Genomic DNA, 20,989 nt, shown 5'->3' on the forward strand with positions numbered 1-20,989 from the left:
TTTTCGGTATCCATCCGCGGATAATTAACGGAGTATCATGTCGATCCGTCATAAAATTACGGTATCTGCCGCTGCCTTGGGGCTCCTCGTCACCTCGGTCGTAGCTCTTACGCCGCAGTCCACAGCTGCCCCCGTCCAACGCGACGGACTTAGTGAAGCAACAGCAGCGGCATCATGCTGGGAAATTAAACGGAATAATCCCTCGTCACCTGACGGCACCTACTGGCTGCTTACCTCTACCATGGATAAGCCAGAACAGTTCTTCTGCGACCAAACCACCGATGGGGGTGGCTGGGTACTCATTGGCCGGGGCCGTGAAAAATGGGATATTGAACGTCACGGTGTCGGCGACCCTGCGCAACTGCAGAAACGTGACCGTACACCGCAAGCTTTTGCGACGGTTCAACACAGTGAAAAAACCATTAATGGACTTCTTGGTGGGACTGCCGTACATGACCTCAGCGATGGTATCCGCGTGGTGCGAGCAACAAATGCTGCAGGAACCAGTTGGCAGAAAGTCGACATACGCCCATCAAATATGCGCGAATGGGTATGGCCGTTCAACTCCTTTGGAACAGCCCAATACCGCTTTGATAACGGCCGCTGGTACTCAGGGGCGCGTCTCAATGAAGAGTTCGGAGTCTCCTCAGCGTGGCACTACAACTCGAATCTTGAGCGTGTCAATATGGGCAGCACGCTCAGGAAAATCCATCTGCGTGGTTTCGCGTATGGGTCGTGGTTCAATGGAGGATCGAGTTCGTCGACCTCTTATCTATGGCGTAACAACAGCCCAGTCTATCCATTTGCCGAGGTCTACCTGCGTCCCATGGTGACCTCCACCTCGGGATTTACCGCCATCAGTGACCAGGGGAGTCCAGCCAAGGTCGTTGAGGAAGCCACCGTCAGTGATCGTGCAAGCCGCACCAACTGGGGTGTTGTGGGAAATCTCAACGGTCGCACAAGAGAAGGCAACGCTCCTGTTCAGGCCTTCGCGCAAATCGGTACCACGATGTTTGTTGGCGGAAACTTCACCGGAGTGCAGCGCGGTAAAGGAGGAACGCCCGAGTCACGCACAGCACTCGCAGCATTTGACTCCACCACAGGGGAGTGGATACCTGCCTTTAATGCCACCTTCAACAACCAAGTGAAGGCCCTTCTGGCGATGCCCGATGGGAATCTTTTAGCGGCAGGCGATTTCACTATGGTGAACGGAGAATCTCACGTTGGTACCGTCTTGCTAAACCCTGTTGATGGTTCAACGGTATCGAGTTGGGATTTGCAGGTATCGAACCGTCTTCGCTCAAGCGGAGGAGTGGTGAGTGTCCGTGCACTAGGGCTGGCTGATGACAAAGTGTACCTGGGAGGCTCATTCACCCACCTTTCTGGTAAAGGAGCCAACAATGTCTATGGGCGTGCCGCAGCCCGCGTTGATCTTGCAGGAAAACCGGACCGCAACTGGAATCCTGAGTTCAATGGCACGCTCATGGACCTTGATATCAAGTCCGGGTCGGGACGCTTTTACGCCGCTGGATATTTCACCAAATCAGCGAAAAACAATGCCTTTAAAGCAGCAGCGATCTCGACGGATCCAGGTGCGCCGCTAGCAGTCAACTGGACCTTTATACCCAGCGACCCGTACACCGGCACCTACCAGCAGACGGTGACCGACAGTGGCAAACTTGTCTTCGTTGGCGGTGCCCAACACTCCATCCAAGGGCATACACCACAGGCCATGCAGCGCGTCTCAAGCGCCATCACGATGAGTAACGGTGGCGACTTTCAGGCGAGCGCCACTGATGGAAATGTCGTGTACGCAGGCTGCCACTGCTTTGAATTCGCCTACGAAAACTCCTACTCCTTCCCTGACCCAGGCACAAATTGGAAGAAAGCAACCCAAATTCAATCGGTCGGTGCATGGGACGCACAAACGGGCGCCCAGTACTCGTGGACCCCATACCTGCTTCGAAGCCACAATGCGGGTGCATGGGCACTCCATGTTGCCGATGACGGTGCACTATGGATTGGTGGTGACTACTTTGGTTCTCGCACCATCAACGGTGCTGACCAATGGAATGGTGGTTGGGTTCGCTACCCCGCGCAAGACCGCACTGCTCCGGATACGCCCACAGCGCTCATAGTTCGTGACACCGGTAACGGCACACATGAACTTTCCTGGCGCGGCGTTGACGGTGCCTCGGCCTATCACGTACTACGCGACGATCGTGTAATCGCTACCGTCACTGAGCCTCGTGCCACCGTGCAGGCGGGCGGCGACGGACGCTACTTTGTGCGCGCAGTTGACGAAGCAGGCAATATCGGTGCCTCTACCAGTGTTGCCACACCAAGTGATGCCCCGGCAGTAGAGGAACCGGGTGGGGATACACCAGAGCCGAGTGAGCCCCAAGACGACAGCGAACGTACCGTCATTGAAAAGGGATCGACGTGGAATTACTGGTACAGTGACACTGCTGTGGATTCCATGTGGAAGGATGTCGCATTTGATGACACATCATGGGCGAAGGGGCCTGCGCCGCTCGGCTATGGTAACTCAGTCATCACCACGTCTCTGCCTACCGGTGATGTGGCTCAACGACCCATCACGACGTACTATCGGCAGACCTTCACCACTGAGGCATCACGAAAGCATACCTTGACCTATGTGGCTGATGACGGTGCGGTGGTGTACGTCAACGGGCAAGAAGTCTCACGTGAACGCATGCCCGTCGGCAATGTCGGTCACCAGACGCGTGCCAACCAGGCGATCAACACGACTGCAGCCACAGCGGCACCGACGACAGTGGTCATACCTGCTGAATTGCTGCGCGACGGAACGAATGTCATTACAGTGGAAACACATCTGAACTACCGTTCCAGCCCGAATACGAGCTTCTGGGCGACATTGGTGGCAGGACCCCAGTAACGTGTCAAGCTATGATGGCGAGCAGCCGAAAGGATAGACTGTGTCTGACAATGACCCTCTCCTGGAGGTTGCTCGCCTCGTAGCTGAGCCAGGTACCACCTCGACGTGGCTTAATCATTGGTCCCTGCTACATGCCGACTGGTCGGCACTTGCGCGCATGGATTTCATTGGTTTTGACGGCACGCTTCTACAGTTGATGTTGCATAGGTGCGGCCATGACGTCGAACGTTCCTCAGCAGATCTTGTGCTGCCTTTAGTTCTCGGCCACGTCATTGAAAGCGATGCTCCCGTGGCGTTAATTGGTGCAGCACCCGGCGTTGCCCAGCGTGCTGCTGTCCGCCTCGCCCCGCGGCCTGTGCTGGCTGTCGATGGATATGACGAACTGAAAGCCTTACGTGCTGATCCCACGGCCTTAATACGGACAAAGCCACGTTTGATCATTGTTGGACTTGGCGCAGGACTTCAAGAAGAAGTAGCCAAGGAATGCGCGGAACATGTGCCCCACGCCGCGGTATGTACGGCAGGCGGGTGGATTGATCAATTCGCGGCGAAAGAAATGTATTTTCCGCCGATTATTCACCGTTTACGTCTGGGCTGGGCGTGGCGTATTGCCCATGAACCGCGCCGCCTCATTGGCCGATATACGGTTGAAGCGGCAGCTTTTATCAGCCAGGCGCCCCGCCTGATACAGCGCTTGAGTGGGCTTGGCGCTTACACGCCGCTAGGTATTGACACCCGCCGCCACCCAGATCGATAGTGGCGTCGGTGCGTCGGTGCGTCGGTGCGTCGGTGCGTCGGTGCGTCGGTGCGTCGGTGCGTCGGTGCGTCGGTGCGTCGGTGCGTCGGTGCGTCGGAGAGCTAGGGCCGCCAGGCAGGGCAGCCCACATCTTGACGAGGCGATGCTGGAGTACGTGCGCATTGGCGAGGTGTGCATTGCCAGGACCGAGCGGATTGTTCGCGCATTGATGTGGTGCGGCAAGGGCGTCAGTAGGCGCCATCTTGTTGGAGAACAGCTTTGAAGGTCTTGAACAGGATCTTCAAATCAAAGCGGAATGACCGATTTTCAACGTAGTGCAAGTCGAGCCGTACAGATTCTGCCCACGACAGGTCGGAGCGCCCAGATACTTGCCATAGTCCCGTCATGCCGGGGCGTACATTGAATTTACGCATCACGCGCGGCAAATACTGTTCCACCTCGCGTGGCAGTGGTGGGCGTGGCCCCACCAGCGACATATGACCCCACCACACATTGAATAGCTGAGGTAATTCGTCGATACTGGTGCGGCGCAGGAAATGTCCCATGCGGGTAATTCGAGGATCATTCTTAAGCTTAAATAAAACACCGGTATCGGGATCGTCATCGTCAACAAAGGGGGTGCTGCGCCGCGCCTCTTCCTGTGCCCGTAGCTCCTGAAGGCGCGCCTCTGCATCAATCACCATGGTACGGAACTTCACCATCGGGAAGGTGCGACCGCCTCGACCCACACGTTCCTGAAGGAAGAACGCGGGGCCATTGTCATCGCGGCGAATCGCCACAATAAGGTAGAGCCACAGCGGGGTGAGGAGCACAATAAGAATGGAGGAAACGCACAGATCAAAGCTACGTTTGATAAAGGCTTGGAGGAGCGTGTCCTTTCGTGCGTTAGTCGCAATAACGGCGATACCAGGCGCTGACTCAATATCCAGTAGCGAGGCACCTAAACAGGTGGGTTCAAGGACAACATCAAGGCGGAATCCCTCATTTTCCAACTGCCACCTCAGATCTTGAAGATCGCTGAGTGCGCTCAGCGCAGAAGGACTGAGGAGCAGTACTGTGGCACCACAGTCACGCATCGCGTTAGCAATTTCGTCAAAGCGATCGGATAGCGACGTGGTCAGCAGTGGTATGTGATCATCCCAACCCATGACGCCAACGACAGTGACACCAAGGGAACGCCCGTACTGGCTGATGTGGTTACTTAAGGGCAACAGGAGAGCTTCCGGTGCAAGTAGCATTGCCCGCGTGATACGTGCACGTATGCGGCGGTGTCGGAAACGCGCCCATATATGAGTCAGCGCCACAATAAGTAGTGGAATACCGAGAAAGGTGTGCGGCGGCGTGTCCGCTATCGCTGGGAACAGGGTGTGTGCAGCGTGGAAAAAAGCAAACACGGTGACGGCGAGCAAAATAAAGTAGCGTGGCGACGAGAAGGGTGAGGCAACTTCTCGTCCTTCGCACGTTCCGCACAGAAGTAACGCAAGAAACCAGACGGTAAGGCCAAGAAGATACGCTGAAAACTGCGTGCTTGTGCCCAGGTCATGTATAAGTTCGATAACGCTTGGGGCTGCATCGACGTGATACTTCAGTGCAGGCGGGCCAATGTGGATCGCAAGCCAGATACCGATCAGCGTTGTATCCGCCAGTAGTAGCGTGCCTACAGGTGCCCCTCGACGTGGAGTCCACATTTTTGGCGTCGGTCGTGGGCTTCCGCGATGGCGTGCGGGAGAATGCAACTGGCGAACGTCCTTCCAGTTCAGAACAAGGGAGCGGATAAGTGTAAGTGGGAGAAGAACAGAAATATCAGACTAAAGTTTACTCCGCATCTTAGTGTTCCAGCCAATAAATAGGCTCAATATATTATGTGCACAGGTGGGGCGCCGAAACGACTGCTGGTACAGAAATTCCTCACCATGTTAGGGTGATTTTCATCATTCGATTAGCAATATTCATCGAAGACTTTGCGGACTACACTATGTAGGTCGTGATTGTTTGGTAAGTTCCATGATTTTTGCTCATCATCTGGGGGTTTTCTTGGTGGCTCGAGACTTTGGGAAGAAGCTCGTCACGCTTGCCATGGTGGCCGCAGTATTTGTTGCGCTCGTCGTTGCTGCATTGAACCCAGGGGTACGTGCTGCGGAAGTCAAGCTCAACGATGGTGGCGTGTGGGTGACCAATGCGCGCCTACAACTGGTAGCACACCTCAACTACGCATCGCATACTTTTGACTCTGCCCTGCGAATGCCCACCAAAGAAATTGACGTTTTCCAAGATGGTGAGCATGTTTATGTCTCAGACATGACAAGTTCGGTCTTATCGGGTGTGGATGTTGCTCGAACGGCACTGGGATTGAGCGTGACGAACCCAGGCCTCGTCAGTATTGTAGGTGGAGGCGTTGCCGCCTTTGCTGACGTTACCACTGGCAATGTATGGCGCCAACATGCGGGTGAACTCACTGCGGTGGACACCTCAGAAAGCCCTGCTATCAGCGATATGCCTGATATGGAATTGGCGGTCGGTGGAGACGGAACCCTTCACGTAGCTTCAGCACAACGGGGGAGTATCGTCTCACTTCCCGCCACAGCAGACTCCGACGACGCGAAGACTCGCGCGCTCAATGGCGTGAGTGGAAATGCTGATCTGCAACTTGCCGCTATCGGCGACAAAGTCGTGGTCCTTGACCGCACGACGCGCACACTCTTTCTGCCCAGTGGTGAAATGGTCATCGACGGAGAGGGCCTGCAACTACAGGAGAATGGCGCAGCATCAGATGTTGTGGTGGTCGCGTCCAACGAAGGATTGATAGAAGTTCCCTTGTCTGGCGGAACACCACGTATCAAGGCCGTCTCGCTTGTCGGTGGTGCCGCTGTGAGGCCAGCACGCCTAGGCCAGTGCTCCTATGGGGCATGGACCGGGACAGGTGCATTCCTACGAGCTTGCGAACAAGAAGCCGACAATATCGACATGCGCGTTGACTCTCTCACGCAGGCACGACAGACACAGTTCCGTGTTAATAGGTCAACGATTGTCCTTAATGACATAGAGTCGGGCACACTGTGGCTGCCCGACGAGAAAATGCTTCTCGTTGACAACTGGGATCAAGTCGATTCCACGATGGAATCCGACACTGAATCTGAAGAAGAATCCGCGGATAAAACCAATGAAGTCGCACAACCTGAACGCAGCGAGGAGAATACGCCACCGGTTGCGGTTGATGACACCTTCGGTGTGCGAGCAGGGCGTTCCAATGTGTTGCCAGTGTTGCAAAATGACACCGACATTGACGGCGACTATATGACCGTGACCAAGGTGGGACAGACCTCACTTGGCGAACTATCTGTCACCCGCGAGGGCGGCGCTCTGCATATCGTCGTGCCGTCGACCGCCACAGGTTCGTCCGTCTTTGAATACGAAATATCTGACGGACGAGGCGGTAGTGCCACCGCGAAAGTCACCCTCACAGTTCACGATTCCTCCATCAATAGTGCTCCTGTGCAGGTCACTGCACAGGCACTGTCGTTAGGTGAAGGGCGCAGCGCAAGTGTCAATACCCTTGCGAACTGGTATGACCCTGACGGTGATCCATTCTATTTGGCCGGAGTGCGTGCACCTGAAGGCCTCAGTGTGCGGTATCGCGAGACCGGCACTGTGGATGTCACTGCCAATGGGCACCCTGCTGGTGAAAACACCATTGGTCTGAGTGTTTCTGACGGTCGTGATGTCGGTGAAGGACGTATTGACGTCACCGTCAAAGGCGATACAAATGCGGCACCAGTGACTAATACGGACCACCTTGTTGTCAAAGTGGGGCAGACCGCGACGATATCACCAATGGATAATGACACGGACCCGAATGGTGACCCCCTGCGCCTAGTCCAGGTTGATCCCGTCGATGAGGGCCTGTCGGTGAGTATGGATGGTGCGCTGGGCACTATTGATGTCACCGGGCATCAAGTGGGTAGCTACTACCTGAGCTACGCCATTACTGACGGGCCAGCGACCACGCGGGGCTTTATTCGTGTTGATGTCTTCGAATCAGATAGTGCGACACCGCCGACCGCAGAAGACGATATTGGGGTGTTGCCTGCAGTTGGGCAGGTCCTGGTCAATCTTTTGGCCAATGATTACGATCCTGCTGGCGGGATACTCACGGTTCAGCAGATTGACCTTCCGGCAAATTCTCCGCTACGTGTTGCCCTTTTAGATCGTCAAGTGGCGCGTATTATCGCACCTCAAGGACTGTCTATTCCCGAGACCTTCTCTTATGTCGTCACTAACGGATCACAACAGGCACGTGCATCGGTCACTGTGATCCCAGGGCCGCCCATCAATACGAGCGCCCCACCTGAACTTACTGATGACACGCTTGTTGTGCGTGCTGGTGACGTTGCTAGCGTGTCAGTACTGGCAAATGACCGGTCTCCCGCTGGTCTGTCAATGACAGTATCCAACGAACTTCAACACACGATCAGCCCGGACGTGGCATCGGTCTTTATTTCTGACAACGTTATTCGTGTTCGTGGTGGAGCGAATGCCGGTTCGGGCAGCATTATCTACACCGTGACTGACTCGGCAGGTAATGTGGCCTCGGCGAAGGTTGACGTCACTGTCCTGCCGCTGGATGAGCAGAACAATACGCCGCCGCGGCCTCGTAACCTGGTGGCACGTACCGCTGCTGGCCAATCTGTCCCGATCGTGGTCCCCCTTGAAGGCATTGACCGTGAAGGGGACTCGGTGACACTGCTTGGAATTGCCACCTCTCCCAAGCTGGGGACCGTGGAAACACAAGGAAATCGTTTCACATACACTGCAGGACCTACAGCCTCGGGTACAGACACCTTCACCTATGTCGTCGAAGACCACCTGGGTAAACAAGCGACCGGCACCGTCCGAGTGGGCATTAGCCCGCCGACGGACATTAACCAAAATCCAGTCGCGCTTCCTGACGAGGTGCATGTGCGTCCAGGCACGCGCGTCTCTGTGGCGGTGCTGACCAATGACGTTGACCCTGATGGGGATCGCCTTACTCTTTCACCTGAGTCATTGGATGACAAAGGCGCCGGGATGAACCTGAGTGACAACCGTGGACGTATCATCCTTACCGCCCCAGCGAATACGGGCATCTTCCTTGTCACATATGGTGTGAGTGACGGTGCTGGTGGATATGGTGAAGGATTACTGCGGGTAACCGTGGCCAATGATGCTCCGCGTCTAGCACCTATTGCTCGCGATGACGCCCTTACGGAAGAACAACTGGCCATCGCCCGCAAAGAAGGCAAAATCACCCTTCAAGTACTGTCCAATGACGACGATCCTGATGGGGATATTTTCGAGGCGAAGGTGACCTCTGAGGATTCCACGATGCGTTCCCTGGGTGGGGGAGAAGTGGAAATCACATTAACGCCTCAACCACAAGTCCTCATTTACACGGTGACGGATGCGACGGGACTGTCGGCCTCTGCTGCGATACGTGTACCCGGTACCGAACTGACACGTCCCTACCTTGATGCCACTACTGTGCCCGTGCGCGTCAAGGCTGGCGAACGTATTGACATTCTCATTAACGATCATGTGAAAGCGCGGGATGGGCGTCAAGTCATCCTTACTTCTGAAGGCACAGTTTCAGTTGGTGCTGGCTCGGATGGTTCGTCCCTCGTCAAAGACCGCCTGACGTTGACCTTTAAGTCGACGCCAGAGTTCTACGGGCGTACCTCCCTTACTTTCGAAGTGACTGACGGCGAGAACCTTAACGACTTCACTGGACGTACTGCGCTAATTTCTTTGCCCATTGAAGTCGAGTCAACGGGTAACCAGCCACCACAGTTGCGTCCCACACCGATTAGTGTCATACGCGGTGGCGAAGCTGTCACAGCCGATTTGTTACAGATGTCCTCCGACCCGGATGCCGACTCTACACTGGCATTCGATATCGTTGGCTCCACACCCGCAGGTATCAGTGCGTCGATCTCCGGTTCGCATCTGAATGTGCAGGCGGGTGAGGAGGCAGCGTTAGGTGATACCCAACGCGTCATGGTGCGCGTTACGGATCAAGAAGGCGCATCACACGAGGCAGCTGTGCCTATTGTGGTGAAGGACAATGTAATGTCCCTTATCCAAACGAGTGAAGCACGTGTCAGCGTTGAGCCTGGGGCCTCGACAAATGTTGATATTCGCCAATACGCAACCAATACTGATCCCAATGCTGGTCAGATGCGTATCGTTGGCACCCCCACTGCCTCTGAAGGTGGACGCGCCACAGCCTCGGGTACCGTGGTCACCGTCAGTGCAAATCCGAATTACTCAGGGACCTTCACCGTCACTTATACCGTTGTTGATGGCGATGGTAAGCCAGAACGTCAGGTCACGGGATTAATCACGGTGTCTGTGCGTGCAGCACCAGCTAGCCCACAAGGTGTAAGTGCACAAGCGACATCGTCATCAAGTGTGGAAGTCCAATGGGCTCCAAGTCGCGCGAATGGTGCACCGATCACGAATTACACGGTGACAGATCATACTCAAGGGGACAGCCAACAGTGTGGTGTGGTGACGCGTTGTCTTCTCAACAATCGAACCAAGGGCGTCACACATGAGTTTTCGGTGACCGCCACAAATGAGGTGGGGACCTCGGATCCGTCAGAACGCGTACGTGTCAGCCTCGATACAGCGCCACCTGCTCCTGCTACGCCGTCGGTGGTAGCTGGTAATGGCACGGTGACTGTCACATGGATGCCGCCCACACACGACGGTTCAGCTATCCGCAGCTACGAGGTCCTGCTTTCGCCGGGTTCCGCAGTGACTGTGACTGCCTCAGGAACAGGTGAGCAGCGTTACGTTGCCAGCGGTTTGGCAAACGGTACAGAGTACACAGCCCAGGTGCGTGCAATCAATGCTGAGGGTGCTTCACCGTGGTCACCGCTTTCTCCAGGTGTGCGTCCTTACGGGCCGCCGGGACAGATCACTTCATTCAATGCGTTGGTGAGTTCGTTAGCTCCTGGAGCCTCTACAGCACAGGTAACACTCACGTGGGCAGCCCCTAATGACAATGGTCGCCCCATCGAGTACTACACGGTCAGTGGCGCAGGTGTGACGAAGCAAGTAACAGCAGGTCACACCACGTCAACGGTGATTGAAGGGGTGCCAGTATCCGATACGCCTGTTACGTTCACGGTGACCGCAACAAATGACTCATCTCAGGCTGCTACCTATACGTCGGTACCTGCTCAAACTTCCATCCAGGTCGTAGGTCGTCCCAACGCACCGACGCTGAGTTCAGTGTCGCCCACAGGAGTGGATAACCAGATCCGAGTGACATGGTCGCCAAGTGCAGCTGGGAACGGGTGGACGCCAAGCGATTTGCGTTATGAGTGGACGATCGGCGGAAGCTGGTACCCGTTGCAAGGCGACACCATCACTGGTAATGGCCTGGCCAATGGGCAACAAGTCACAATTCGCCTACGTGCTGTTGGTATCAAAGCGGGTAATCCTGTGTATTCGACGGAAGTAGCATCTAACGTCGTCACTCCGTATGGGCAACCCGTTGCCCCATCGGTCTCGTGTGTTGGAGGGCATCGTTCGGTCACCTGCCACTGGCACAGCGGCAGCGGTAATGGTCTGCCAGCGACGTTCTGGCTTGAAGGGCCGGATTCGGGCTGGGTTGAAGCCAGCGGTCGACGGACATATTCGGCCTCTCCGGGGCAGGAAGTGCGTATCTGCGTCAAGACCGTCCAAGGAACAACAAATACGCATGCGCCCACCTGCGCCAGTGCCAAGGCCTTCGAGGAACACATCACGCCGGTTCGTGTCGAGCGCAATGGAATGGATGTCAAACTGACGATGACACATTTCCACTGGGCGGGCTACTACATGCTGAGATGCTGGAATGCTGACGAGCCAGAAGACGCGCATTACTGGAATTTCCTTGGCCAGACAGCGCCGATTGCTATCCCTAAAGATGGCACTGTCAGCTTCAGATGCCCAGGTAATCCAGAAAACCCAGGGCTACAGCCCGACGAAGATTTCAGCGTAGAGTTCCACCCGTACGGCGGCTGGTACCGATGACCTTTTGTCCCCATATTCAGGAGAATCAATGACCGTCACTGCCCAGGATGCCCAATGGTTTGCTGGCACCTTTACTCGTGTGGTTGATAACGTCGCTACCGCAGTACTAGGCAAAGAAAATGTGATCCGCTTGGCGCTTACTTGCATGTTCGCCGAGGGACATTTGTTGCTCGAAGACGCACCTGGTACTGGTAAGACAGCGCTCGCGCGGGCCATCGCCGCATCCGTTGCAGGCACACATTCGCGTATCCAATTCACCCCCGACCTGTTGCCCAGCGATATTACGGGCGTCACCATCTACGACCAAGAGCAAAAAAAATGGGATTTCCATCGCGGCCCCATTTTTGCTTCGATCGTGTTGGCGGATGAGATTAACCGTGCCTCCCCAAAGACGCAATCAGCGCTTTTAGAGGTGATGGAAGAGTCGCGTGTCACTGTCGATGGTGTGCGTCACGAGACAGGTCGTCCATTTATGGTGATTGCGACACAAAACCCTGTGGAGCAGGCAGGCACCTATAAGCTACCTGAAGCCCAACTTGACCGTTTCCTTATGAAAACGCAGCTGGGATATCCTGATCACGCCTCGGGTATGAGTATTATCCTCGGCGCCAAAGACCCTGACCGTTCGAAGAATCTTGAATCAGTAATCGACAGCGACACGGTCATAAAAATGTTGGAAATGGCTGCTGATAACTACCTTGATCCCATTGTTGCCGACTATGTGCAGTCGCTATGCGAAGCCACCCGGGCCGACTCGACGGTACGTATTGGCGTGTCGACGCGCGGCGCGATCGGCATGGTGCGCTCAGCGCGCGTATGGGCGCTCGCCCAGGGACGCCAATACGTGACCCCTCATGATATTTCCGTGCTCGCAGAGCGCGTGTGGGCACACCGCATCGTCCTTGACCCGGATGCGGAGTTTGTTGGCGCCACACGCCAAGCTGTGATCCAAGCTGCCCTCAGCCTCGTGCCTGCCCCGTCAGCGAGGAACTGAAACATTGAAGCAACGACGAGCCACATTGTCGAGGCGGCGGGCAGCTGCGCGCCGCACCTCCCTCCATGCCGTTACCCAGTACTTGGGTAACGTCGGTGGCATCGTTGTTGCCTACGCGTCGAAGATACGGCCCTTGACCTACATCGTGACAGCACTGGGTGCTGTCACACCTTTAGGGTGGGGCGCATTAATTGTGGGGAGCCTCGGCGTAATACTGGGGGCGACAATGGCCTGGAAAGAATTATTCATTCCAGGGGTTGCTGTGCTCACCATCGTTGTCACGGCCTTTATCTCGTCGCTACGGCGCTTGCGATGTCACGTCGAAATTGACGTGCCCCTCAAACGCGTGGCAGTGGGTGAAGATATCGCCGGCACGGTGATAGTCGATTCAGACCCCGATAAGGCGCTGCGCTCAATCCAGCTGCGTTTAGCGGCTGGCCCCCATATTTTGACGCTGTGGACTCCTCGCTTGAAGGCCGGGCAACGTCACAGTGAACCCTTTATCATCAGCACATCCAAGCGTGGTGTCCTCAATGTTGGTCCTGTAGAAGCCGTCCACGCTGATGCACTCGGCATGGCTCGTCGTGTGAAAAGTCGTTCGAGTGAAGTGGAAGTGTTCGTCCATCCTAAAACTATTCGCATGACCGGCGCGGCCGTGGGATATTTACGTGATATTGAAGGTATTAGCACCCAGGACTTGTCCTCTTCGGATGTGTCATTTCGTGCGTTGAGGGATTATGCACCAGGGGATGACCGCAGGATGATCCACTGGCGCACCTCAGCGCGTATTGGACGACTCATGATCCGCCAGTTCGAAGAAACGAGGCGCGCCCACCTTCTTATCGTATTCGACCTTGACGTGATGTCATGGCGCGATGATGACGAGTTCGAAGACGCTGTATCAGCGGTGGCCTCGTTGGCGCGCGGTGCCCTTGACGAATCTGTGATGGTGGCTGTGGTCACCCAAGAAGGGATGCTCAATACTGCAACGGCTCTTCGCGCCTTGGATTCTCTCACTGAAGTGATGCTGCTGGAAGCATATGAAGACCTTGCCCAGACCGCGCATTTCGCAGCTGCTCAGGTATCGCAAGCGTCCGTTTCTGTTGTGGTGACTGGTAGCGGGGTGTCCGTGACCAAGTTGCACGAAGCCTTACGTGTATTGCCGCATTCGACGCGCAATATCGGGATCCGTCTCAGTCGTGGCTCCACAACAAAAACTCATACCTTCGGCGAGCTTCGCATTGTCGAGATTCCGCATATTGATGAACTTCCACTAGCCATGAATCGAGTGCTGTAATGCTAGGCGATACCATGACGGCTGCATCGCATAATCGGCGCCACGCGTCACAGCATGTTCACACTCTGAACAGGGTCATTGATCTGGTTTTGATTGTTGCGCTCCTTGCCGTACTTGCCTTAGCCCATGGGGGCGTCTTTTCTGGCACGGTTGGGTATCGAGCGGTCTATGGTGGCTTGGCGGTTGGTGGTGTGTCGGCCCTAATATGTGCGCGACTTCGCTGTCATGCGATCACTACAGTTGTCGCAGGTATAGGTGCTCTCCTTGCCGGCGGAGGTATCAGCGCACTGCCTGAAACAACCCTGTGGGGTTTTGTTCCTACCCTCGACACTATTCGTTACACGCTGCGAGGCGTAGTCACCAGTTGGAAAGATTTGCTTACCGTGGTGACACCTGTACCCGATTTGCCCATACCTGTGGTGTTGCCATATGTCGTTGGGGTGTTGTCAGCTTTCATTGCAGTCACGCTGGTTGCGCGAACATGTTTCCAAATGTGGGCACTCTTACCGGCCGCATTTTTGCTGTTAACTGGTATTTTGTGGGGGAGCCAGAACGCGCCTTTTGCCCTGATAGTGGCAACCCTAGGTGGTGTGTTGTTCCTGCTTTGTGCGGTTCGTTTTCATCACAGTGGCAATAGTGCTGAGGCTGAAGCAACGATACATTTGGCGTGCACACATGCTCCCCGCTTTGCGCAGCTTGTGAGCGCGGTGACACTTATCGCTGTGGGTGCCGCGGCCAGTGCCGTAGCGCTGCCAATGGTTGACTTTGAGTCGCGTGAACGCACCGTTTTGCGCAGCTACGTAGAGCCGCCGCTTGACCTCCGCGAATACGCCTCGCCGGTGGCAATGTTTCGACTATGGAATACGCGAGAGGCAGATACGGAACTGTTTCATTTGTCGAAGGCACCGCGTTCAGGCAAGATACGCCTTGCCACCTTGGATTCCTACGATGGAACGGTCTTTCAGATTGGTGCTGACAATAGCAGCGGAACTTTCCTGAAAGTCGGCAGCGTTTTCAGCGACAACCCCTTCCCGGATGCTGATACGACTGAATTGGATGTCACTATTGACGGCTACGTAGGTAACTGGGTGCCCGGCGCCGGACAGACGCTGTCGTTGCAATACCAAAGTGAACGTGCATCGCTGTTGAAATCGTCCACCTACTACTCCGATGGCCTGCAGTCAATCCTTTCAACGACGCCACTGAAAAAGGGCGATACATACCGTTTACAGGTCGTTGAACAACCCACGTGGAATGAGTTCCAGCTTCAGGATCGCCCGATCGCACAGGTCCCAATCCCGGCTGATACCAACGTGCCTGACTCCACGATGAAGGCCGCTTTGTCGTTGACAGCGGGAGCTACCCTGGGTTTTGAACAGGCGCGCCTATTGCAACTTAAACTCAGTGCAGAAGGTTTCTACTCTGACGGTTCCGATGGCCAGGCCCCAGGACATCGAACTGATCGTCTTGAAGCCTTCCTGTCGGGTGACTACATGGTTGGCGATGATGACCAATTCGCGCCCGCGATGGTACTCATGTTGCGTTCGCTGGGAATCCCGTCACGTCTGGTCATGGGCTTTGTGGCTGAGCCATCTGTTGATGGCAGCGTTACGATTCGCGGTCGCGATGTGCGCATGTGGGTGGAAGTTCCATTTGAAGGACTCGGCTGGGTACCCTTTGAGCCGACACCTCCTAAAGACCAGACCATGCGTACTGAAGTGCCGAAACCGAAGCCGCAGCCTCGGCCTCAGGTACTGCAACCGCCAGACCCTCCTGAAGAGCCTGCAGAAATTGCTCCAGAAGAACTCCTTGAACCGGACAAGGATAAGGAGCGTGAGCAGGATTACCTGTCCTGGTTGTATTTCGCAGCCCGTGTCGGTGGTGGCATATTAGCCTTGTTGTCACCTCTGCTGCTACTTATTGCCTTTAAAGCGATGCGTTCACGTCGTCGACGTTTGTCTACACTGCCGGAAGTCCGGTCGGTAGCAGCATGGGATGAACTCCTTGATCGCGCAAATGATCTTGGGGTCAAGGTCCCTAAAGATGTGCCACGTATTGTGCAGGCCCAACACATTGATGCGCAGGTGTGGCGAACCCAGGATGAGCCCGTCTCGGATTTTAGAGGCGTTGACTCAAGCCGCAGTGAGGTCACGGCACTCGCCGATTCGCTTGATAACGTGGTTTTTGGTCCTGACGAGGCCCATACGACGGCTGCCGATATGATTTGGGATCGCTGCGATCGGATTGTGGCCTCAATGAGGCAGGCGCTGGGGTGGCGTCGGCGTGTTCGGGCTGTCCTTGCTGTAGGGAGTCTACGGTCGCAGTGGCTGACGAAAAAACCTCAATCAAAATCACCGTCCGCCTTATCTGAGACGCAGATATGCGATACCGTCAGTACAGACGACTCCACCAATGAATTGAGGAAGGAGGCAGCCGTTGAGTGATGCAATAGACAAGGCAAAGACGTCATTGCCGCGCCATCTGGGTGCCTATCGACTCGCGGGTGATCATATGCGTGCACGTGCGCACTTTGTTGACCTGCTGATCGTGCTCCTACCAGCTGTTCTCCTTGTGGCAGGCATTCTCCTCAGGTGGGGTGGTGATGGTGCCACCAGTGCCTTGGGCACCTTTGCCATCTATGTTGGCGGCGTTATTTTCGCAGTACTGGCTGTCGCCTCCACCCTTTTTCTGGCTGCTGGCGGGCAAACGATCGGTATGCGCGTCGCTGGGGTACGTTGGGTGAAATACTCCACGGGGCAGCACAGTGCTGCAGGCTGCCTGGCCAAATTGTTTATCGAGGTGGTCCTTGCTGTTCCCACACTTGGTATCATCCCGATCCTCATTTCCTTTCTGTCACATCGCGAGTTGAACCGCACGTGGTTTGACCAGCTATGTGACACCATCGCAGTGCAGGCTGACCGTCCCGGTGCCTCTCGTGCCCGACACCGCTACTCGCCACTGACACATGCTGTTTCAGCAGAAAAGACACCTGCTGCACCTTCATCGGTGGACTCCTCGGCACTTGACAGCGCCCAACTGGAGCAAAGGACTGACGGCGACCACAGCGGGATCGCACATGCTGACAGTGAAACGTCGTATAAGCGCTACCACCTGGGCAGTAGTCGGCCCCACCCGTCGTCGGCTGAACACGTCATTGCTGACATACCTGCCCTTGACAATGAAGTGCTAGGAGAATCCCAATGGGATCGCACGGTTGCACACTCAGCAATTAACCTCGCCTCTGTGGGCCGATCTGCGCGCGACTCACAATCAGTGAGGGAACTGAGCCCACCACTATCCGATGTCAATACACTTAGTGACCTTGAACGATCAATCGGAATGCGTCCTGCAGGTTCGGTGCGCCTTGTTTTTGATGACGGCACACGTTACGACCTGGTAGGACGCCTCCTGGTTGGCCGTGACCCCGTTCGTGTTGCGCCCTACCTGGACGCTGCCATGCTTGCGGTGTCAGATTCTGAGCGTTCAGTGTCGAAGACGCATTTTGTTCTTTCGGTAGAGAACGGGCAGGTGATCGTCACTGACTTACATTCCACGAATGGTACGCGCCTGAGTTCGCCCTCAGGTACTACCCGTTCCCTTCCCCCCGAAACGCCCACGGCAGTGACACCGGGGACGCTCGTGCTCTTTGGACGACGGAGGGTAATTATCAGCGGGTAACAGCAGTTTGACCTTCACCGACCATTTATCGCACAAAGCCACCGTATTGGGATGGCATGACGGAAGAAGTACATAATGGAATCGACAATGAATAGCTCCTCCTGGTTGGCGGGTGACCGCCCAGCTGCGATCACTCCAGCGGGTGTCGTCGTCCTCGCACCTGGAAATGAGAAACTCGCACGCCATTTTTGGACCTTACTGACCGAAGGCACCACTTTCGCTGCCCTTGTGCAGGTACTTACCACCGAGTTTGGCGCCGACCTGACTGCTTTGCCAGAATTTGCCATGATTCTGCACGAGGCTGACGGTGAGCGCGTTGCGGTGCGCGGCTCCTTTGCCGTACGCCTGCGGGCTGATGGTCGTGAATCGACCATTGACGGTGGCTCACTGATTACCTGGTCCGAGCGTCAACTGTCCAATATTGAAGCGTGGACTATTGCGGTGACTGCAAATGCCCTGAATGAGGAGGTCGTTGAATACACCGGCATGGTCAGGGATGCCGTGATCCCGGTGTCTCGCTTGAGTACGGGTGCGTGGGAAGAAACGCCTTCGCATGAAGACAGTGCGAATGAGGAGCACGCTCCCGTTGCGGTAGCAGCGTCCGATGAACAAGGCGGCGAAGACTCTCAGGTGGCAGGTGGAACTGACGAGGCGTTACCTGAGCGAGGTGAACCCGACGCGGATCAAGCTGAGGCTTCCTGTGACGAGGCGGTCGAGGACCAGCAGGACGCGAAGGATCCGTCGGAAAGCACTGCCAAGGCCCTACATGATGGGCGTACTGTTAACCTCACCTTAGCAAATGCGCGCCCGTCCACTGTTCATGTCATTGACCGGGAAGGTGAAGAGGGCAACGAGGCCAATGCCCCAAAAGTACTTGCAGTGCCGTGCGTTGATGGGCATCCTAATCCTCCCTATATGCAGTCCTGCCGCGTGTGTGGGAAGGAAATGAGCCGCACCCTTGCACGTGTGAATCGCCCTTCTTTGGGGCGCCTCGTCATGTCGAGCGGTGAGGTTGTGGAATTAGACCGTGATATTATCTTTGGTCGCAACCCGAAGGAACTGTACCGGGCGAGCCGACCCGATGTGCGCCTCGTATCGGTTGATAGCCACGACCAGGAGATTTCACGGACTCACTGTGAAATCCGCGTCGATGGGTGGGATGCGCGTGTGCGGGACCTTGGTTCGCAAAACGGGACGTTCGTGACGCACGCTGGCAAAGAGCCTGAACGCGTTGACCAGGCAACGCCGGTGATACTGCGATGCGGGGATGTCATCACATTGGCGAATTCAGTAAGTATGCGATTGGAGTGTTAGTCGATGGGGGAGCACCGCTCCAAGCCGCCGAAGATCCCCACCTTTGAATGGGTACGGGATCTGGGAAGCGGTGGTTTTGCGGATGTTTTTCTGTATAAACAGAGTGTTCCTGAACGCATGGTCGCCATTAAAGTGCTGAGGACGACCGGGAACGAGCAGCTTGACGCAGCCTTTAGGGCTGAAGTCAACTTGATGGCTCGGATGTCAGCTCACCCTGCGGTGGTGTCCGTATTTGGTGCCGGCGTTACCGACGATGGGCGGCAGTACCTTGTCATGGAGTACTGCCCCCCGCCGACGGTCGCGCAGCGCGCCAGACAGCAACCCTATTCAGTGCATCGCGTTTTAGATATGGGGGTTCGTTTGGCTGGTGCTGTTGCCTCGCTTCACCGCGAAGGCATTTTGCACCGCGACATCAAACCGTCCAATATCTTGCTTACCGAATTCGGGCACCCCGTGCTGGCCGATTTTGGGTTGGCGGCCTCGTTCCACGATGGAACTATTTCGGCAGGCCGAGGCTTTTCGGTACCGTGGGCACCGCCGGAACAACAGAACGGTTCCGGCGACTTGGACACGACCGTGGACGTGTATTCGCTGGCTGCTACCCTACATACGATGCTGACGGGACATTCGCCCTTTGAGCTACCTGGTGGCGACAATAGCGAATTGTCAATGATTTTACGTACGTTGCGATTGCCGGTGCCACCCACTGGGCGAACTGATGTACCGCCACAGCTGGAGCGCGTCTTGTCGATCGCCATGTCGAAGGATCCACGGCAACGCTATGCCAGCGTGGTGGAATTCGCGCGCTCACTTCAGCAAATCCAGGTGGATTTGCGCCAACGCATGACGCCTATCGATGTGCTCAGTGATGAAGAACTGTTTGAGCGTGACGACAGCGATTTTCCTGAGACGCGGCGCCCCGTTATTATTCTCAGTGACGAGGCTCCTGAGAGGACGCAGGAAAACGACAGTAAGGTCGAAAACTCCGTCCGCCGTTCGCGTCCACTCTCTGACTCGCGGGGAATGCGTGCACAAGCGGCCCGTGAACGTCAAAAGACACGGCAACGCGCGAGTATCGTTGCGACGGTCCTTTTTGTCTTTTTTGTGGCTTTGGGCTGCGTGGTGGCGCTGTTGTGGGCCAATCGCCACTGGTTTGCTCCTACGACGCCGACCGAAGAAGAATTGCAGGTTCCCGAAATATCGGTACCTGTGTCGCCACAATCTGTGATCACCGGGCTTAGTGGTGAAATTGAGGGCGATAAGGTGCGTTTTACCTGGGATCCTGCCTATGAGGGTGCCACTTACCTGTACCAGGTGCTTGACCCGGTCGTACTCAGAGATGTACGTCAGACACAGGAAACGTCAATCCTGATTGACCAGGAATTGGGGCAAACGTGCCTTGCTGTAGCAGTGGCAACTGAAAATGGGACGATGGCTGATTCGACCGCTGCGTGTGTGGTAACACCCTAAGGGGCTCCCATATTTATCTAATGCCCAGTGGTCGACGCCATGTAAAGACGTAAGTGAAACGTCTGCCCGCATTCTTGTAGCGTAACAACCATGTTTCTTTGCGCGATACTGGCTGTTGCGGTGCATCCTGCATGGTAATTCAAGGGTGCGGATTTCCGCACAGTGGTTTCCCATGGCGTTTCGAACGTAAAGGTCGCGCATTCAAGGCTACCGGCTGCTTTATTGCGTGCGTGTCCACGCCCATGCAGGATCGCTGGGTGACAATACCGCCGACCTATCTCTGCTCCACCCAATAGTCGCCTCAGGGGAGCATTGTCATGTGACAACACGTTGACGAAGTGGTGCGATATGAATGAGGTTAGACCTGCAGAAACAAATGTGAGATGTGACAAAGTGTCATCATATAAGGTACACGCGTACTGCTTGTCAGTTCCTCAATAACCATTGCTGCGCGATGAAGAAATATTCTATAAAACTGCAGAAAAAAGGGCTTTTGAGAAA

The 20,989-nt window shown here is 55.6% G+C and carries 10 protein-coding genes; 9 read left to right on the forward strand and 1 reads right to left on the reverse strand.

Annotated elements, in window-relative coordinates; translation table 11 throughout:
- The first annotated feature begins 37 nt into the window (after nt 1–37).
- Nucleotides 38–2,920: a fibrinogen-like YCDxxxxGGGW domain-containing protein gene (locus G438_RS11090; protein ID WP_051259352.1), complete on the forward strand. Its 2,883-nt coding sequence runs from the start codon at nt 38–40 to the stop codon at nt 2,918–2,920.
- A 40-nt stretch (nt 2,921–2,960) separates the two neighbouring features.
- A complete protein-coding gene (locus tag G438_RS11095) occupies nt 2,961–3,677 on the forward strand; it encodes a WecB/TagA/CpsF family glycosyltransferase (protein WP_034285422.1) in 717 nt (238 codons plus the stop codon).
- A 227-nt stretch (nt 3,678–3,904) separates the two neighbouring features.
- Here the strand turns inward: G438_RS11095 and G438_RS11100 are convergent, their stop codons facing one another.
- Entirely contained in the window at nt 3,905–5,365 is a 1,461-nt protein-coding gene (locus G438_RS11100) for a sugar transferase (protein WP_051259353.1), read from the reverse strand.
- 316 nt (nt 5,366–5,681) lie between these two features.
- On the opposite strand from G438_RS11100, the gene G438_RS11105 reads away from it, so the two are divergent.
- The 7 genes from G438_RS11105 (at nt 5,682) to G438_RS11980 (ending at nt 20,488) form a co-directional block, all read left to right on the forward strand.
- Complete coding sequence (locus G438_RS11105; protein WP_051259354.1) at nt 5,682–11,735, forward strand: Ig-like domain-containing protein; 6,054 nt, start codon at nt 5,682–5,684, stop codon at nt 11,733–11,735.
- A gap of 28 nt (nt 11,736–11,763) precedes the next feature.
- Nucleotides 11,764–12,729, forward strand: coding sequence for an AAA family ATPase (locus tag G438_RS0106010; RefSeq protein ID WP_026460551.1), 966 nt, complete (start codon nt 11,764–11,766; stop codon nt 12,727–12,729).
- A 4-nt stretch (nt 12,730–12,733) separates the two neighbouring features.
- Nucleotides 12,734–14,026: a DUF58 domain-containing protein gene (locus tag G438_RS11110; RefSeq protein WP_051259355.1), complete on the forward strand. Its 1,293-nt coding sequence runs from the start codon at nt 12,734–12,736 to the stop codon at nt 14,024–14,026.
- Nucleotides 14,027–14,040: 14 nt separating this feature from the next.
- Nucleotides 14,041–16,470 (forward strand): transglutaminase-like domain-containing protein, encoded by a 2,430-nt coding sequence (locus G438_RS0106020; protein WP_165569238.1) that lies wholly within the window; start codon nt 14,041–14,043, stop codon nt 16,468–16,470.
- Nucleotides 16,463–17,704 carry an RDD family protein gene (locus tag G438_RS0106025; protein ID WP_026460553.1) on the forward strand — a complete coding sequence of 414 codons (1,242 nt, stop codon included), beginning with the start codon at nt 16,463–16,465 and terminating at the stop codon, nt 17,702–17,704. Before G438_RS0106020 ends, G438_RS0106025 begins: the two co-directional genes overlap by 8 nt.
- A 75-nt stretch (nt 17,705–17,779) precedes the next feature.
- On the forward strand, nt 17,780–19,018 hold the full coding sequence (locus tag G438_RS0106030; RefSeq protein WP_084403151.1) for an FHA domain-containing protein: 1,239 nt from the start codon (nt 17,780–17,782) through the stop codon (nt 19,016–19,018).
- Nucleotides 19,019–19,021: 3 nt separating this feature from the next.
- The gene (locus tag G438_RS11980) at nt 19,022–20,488 is read left to right on the forward strand and encodes a serine/threonine-protein kinase (protein ID WP_051259356.1); all 1,467 of its coding nucleotides are present in this window, start codon (nt 19,022–19,024) and stop codon (nt 20,486–20,488) included.
- Nucleotides 20,489–20,989 lie beyond the last annotated feature (501 nt).

The sequence above is a fragment of the Schaalia suimastitidis DSM 15538 genome (assembly GCF_000429105.1).
Taxonomy (GTDB): domain Bacteria; phylum Actinomycetota; class Actinomycetes; order Actinomycetales; family Actinomycetaceae; genus Pauljensenia; species Pauljensenia suimastitidis.

Excerpts from the sequence above, each read along its gene's own strand:
- G438_RS11980 (WP_051259356.1), top strand. The coding sequence starts at position 19,022 with ATGGGGGAGCACCGCTCCAAGCCGCCGAAGATCCCCACCTTTGAATGG.
- G438_RS0106010 (WP_026460551.1), top strand. The coding sequence starts at position 11,764 with ATGACCGTCACTGCCCAGGATGCCCAATGGTTTGCTGGCACCTTTACT.
- G438_RS11100 (WP_051259353.1), bottom strand. The coding sequence starts at position 5,365 with ATGTGGACTCCACGTCGAGGGGCACCTGTAGGCACGCTACTACTGGCG.
- G438_RS11105 (WP_051259354.1), top strand. The coding sequence starts at position 5,682 with ATGATTTTTGCTCATCATCTGGGGGTTTTCTTGGTGGCTCGAGACTTT.
- G438_RS0106020 (WP_165569238.1), top strand. The coding sequence starts at position 14,041 with ATGACGGCTGCATCGCATAATCGGCGCCACGCGTCACAGCATGTTCAC.
- G438_RS0106030 (WP_084403151.1), top strand. The coding sequence starts at position 17,780 with ATGGAATCGACAATGAATAGCTCCTCCTGGTTGGCGGGTGACCGCCCA.
- G438_RS11090 (WP_051259352.1), top strand. The coding sequence starts at position 38 with ATGTCGATCCGTCATAAAATTACGGTATCTGCCGCTGCCTTGGGGCTC.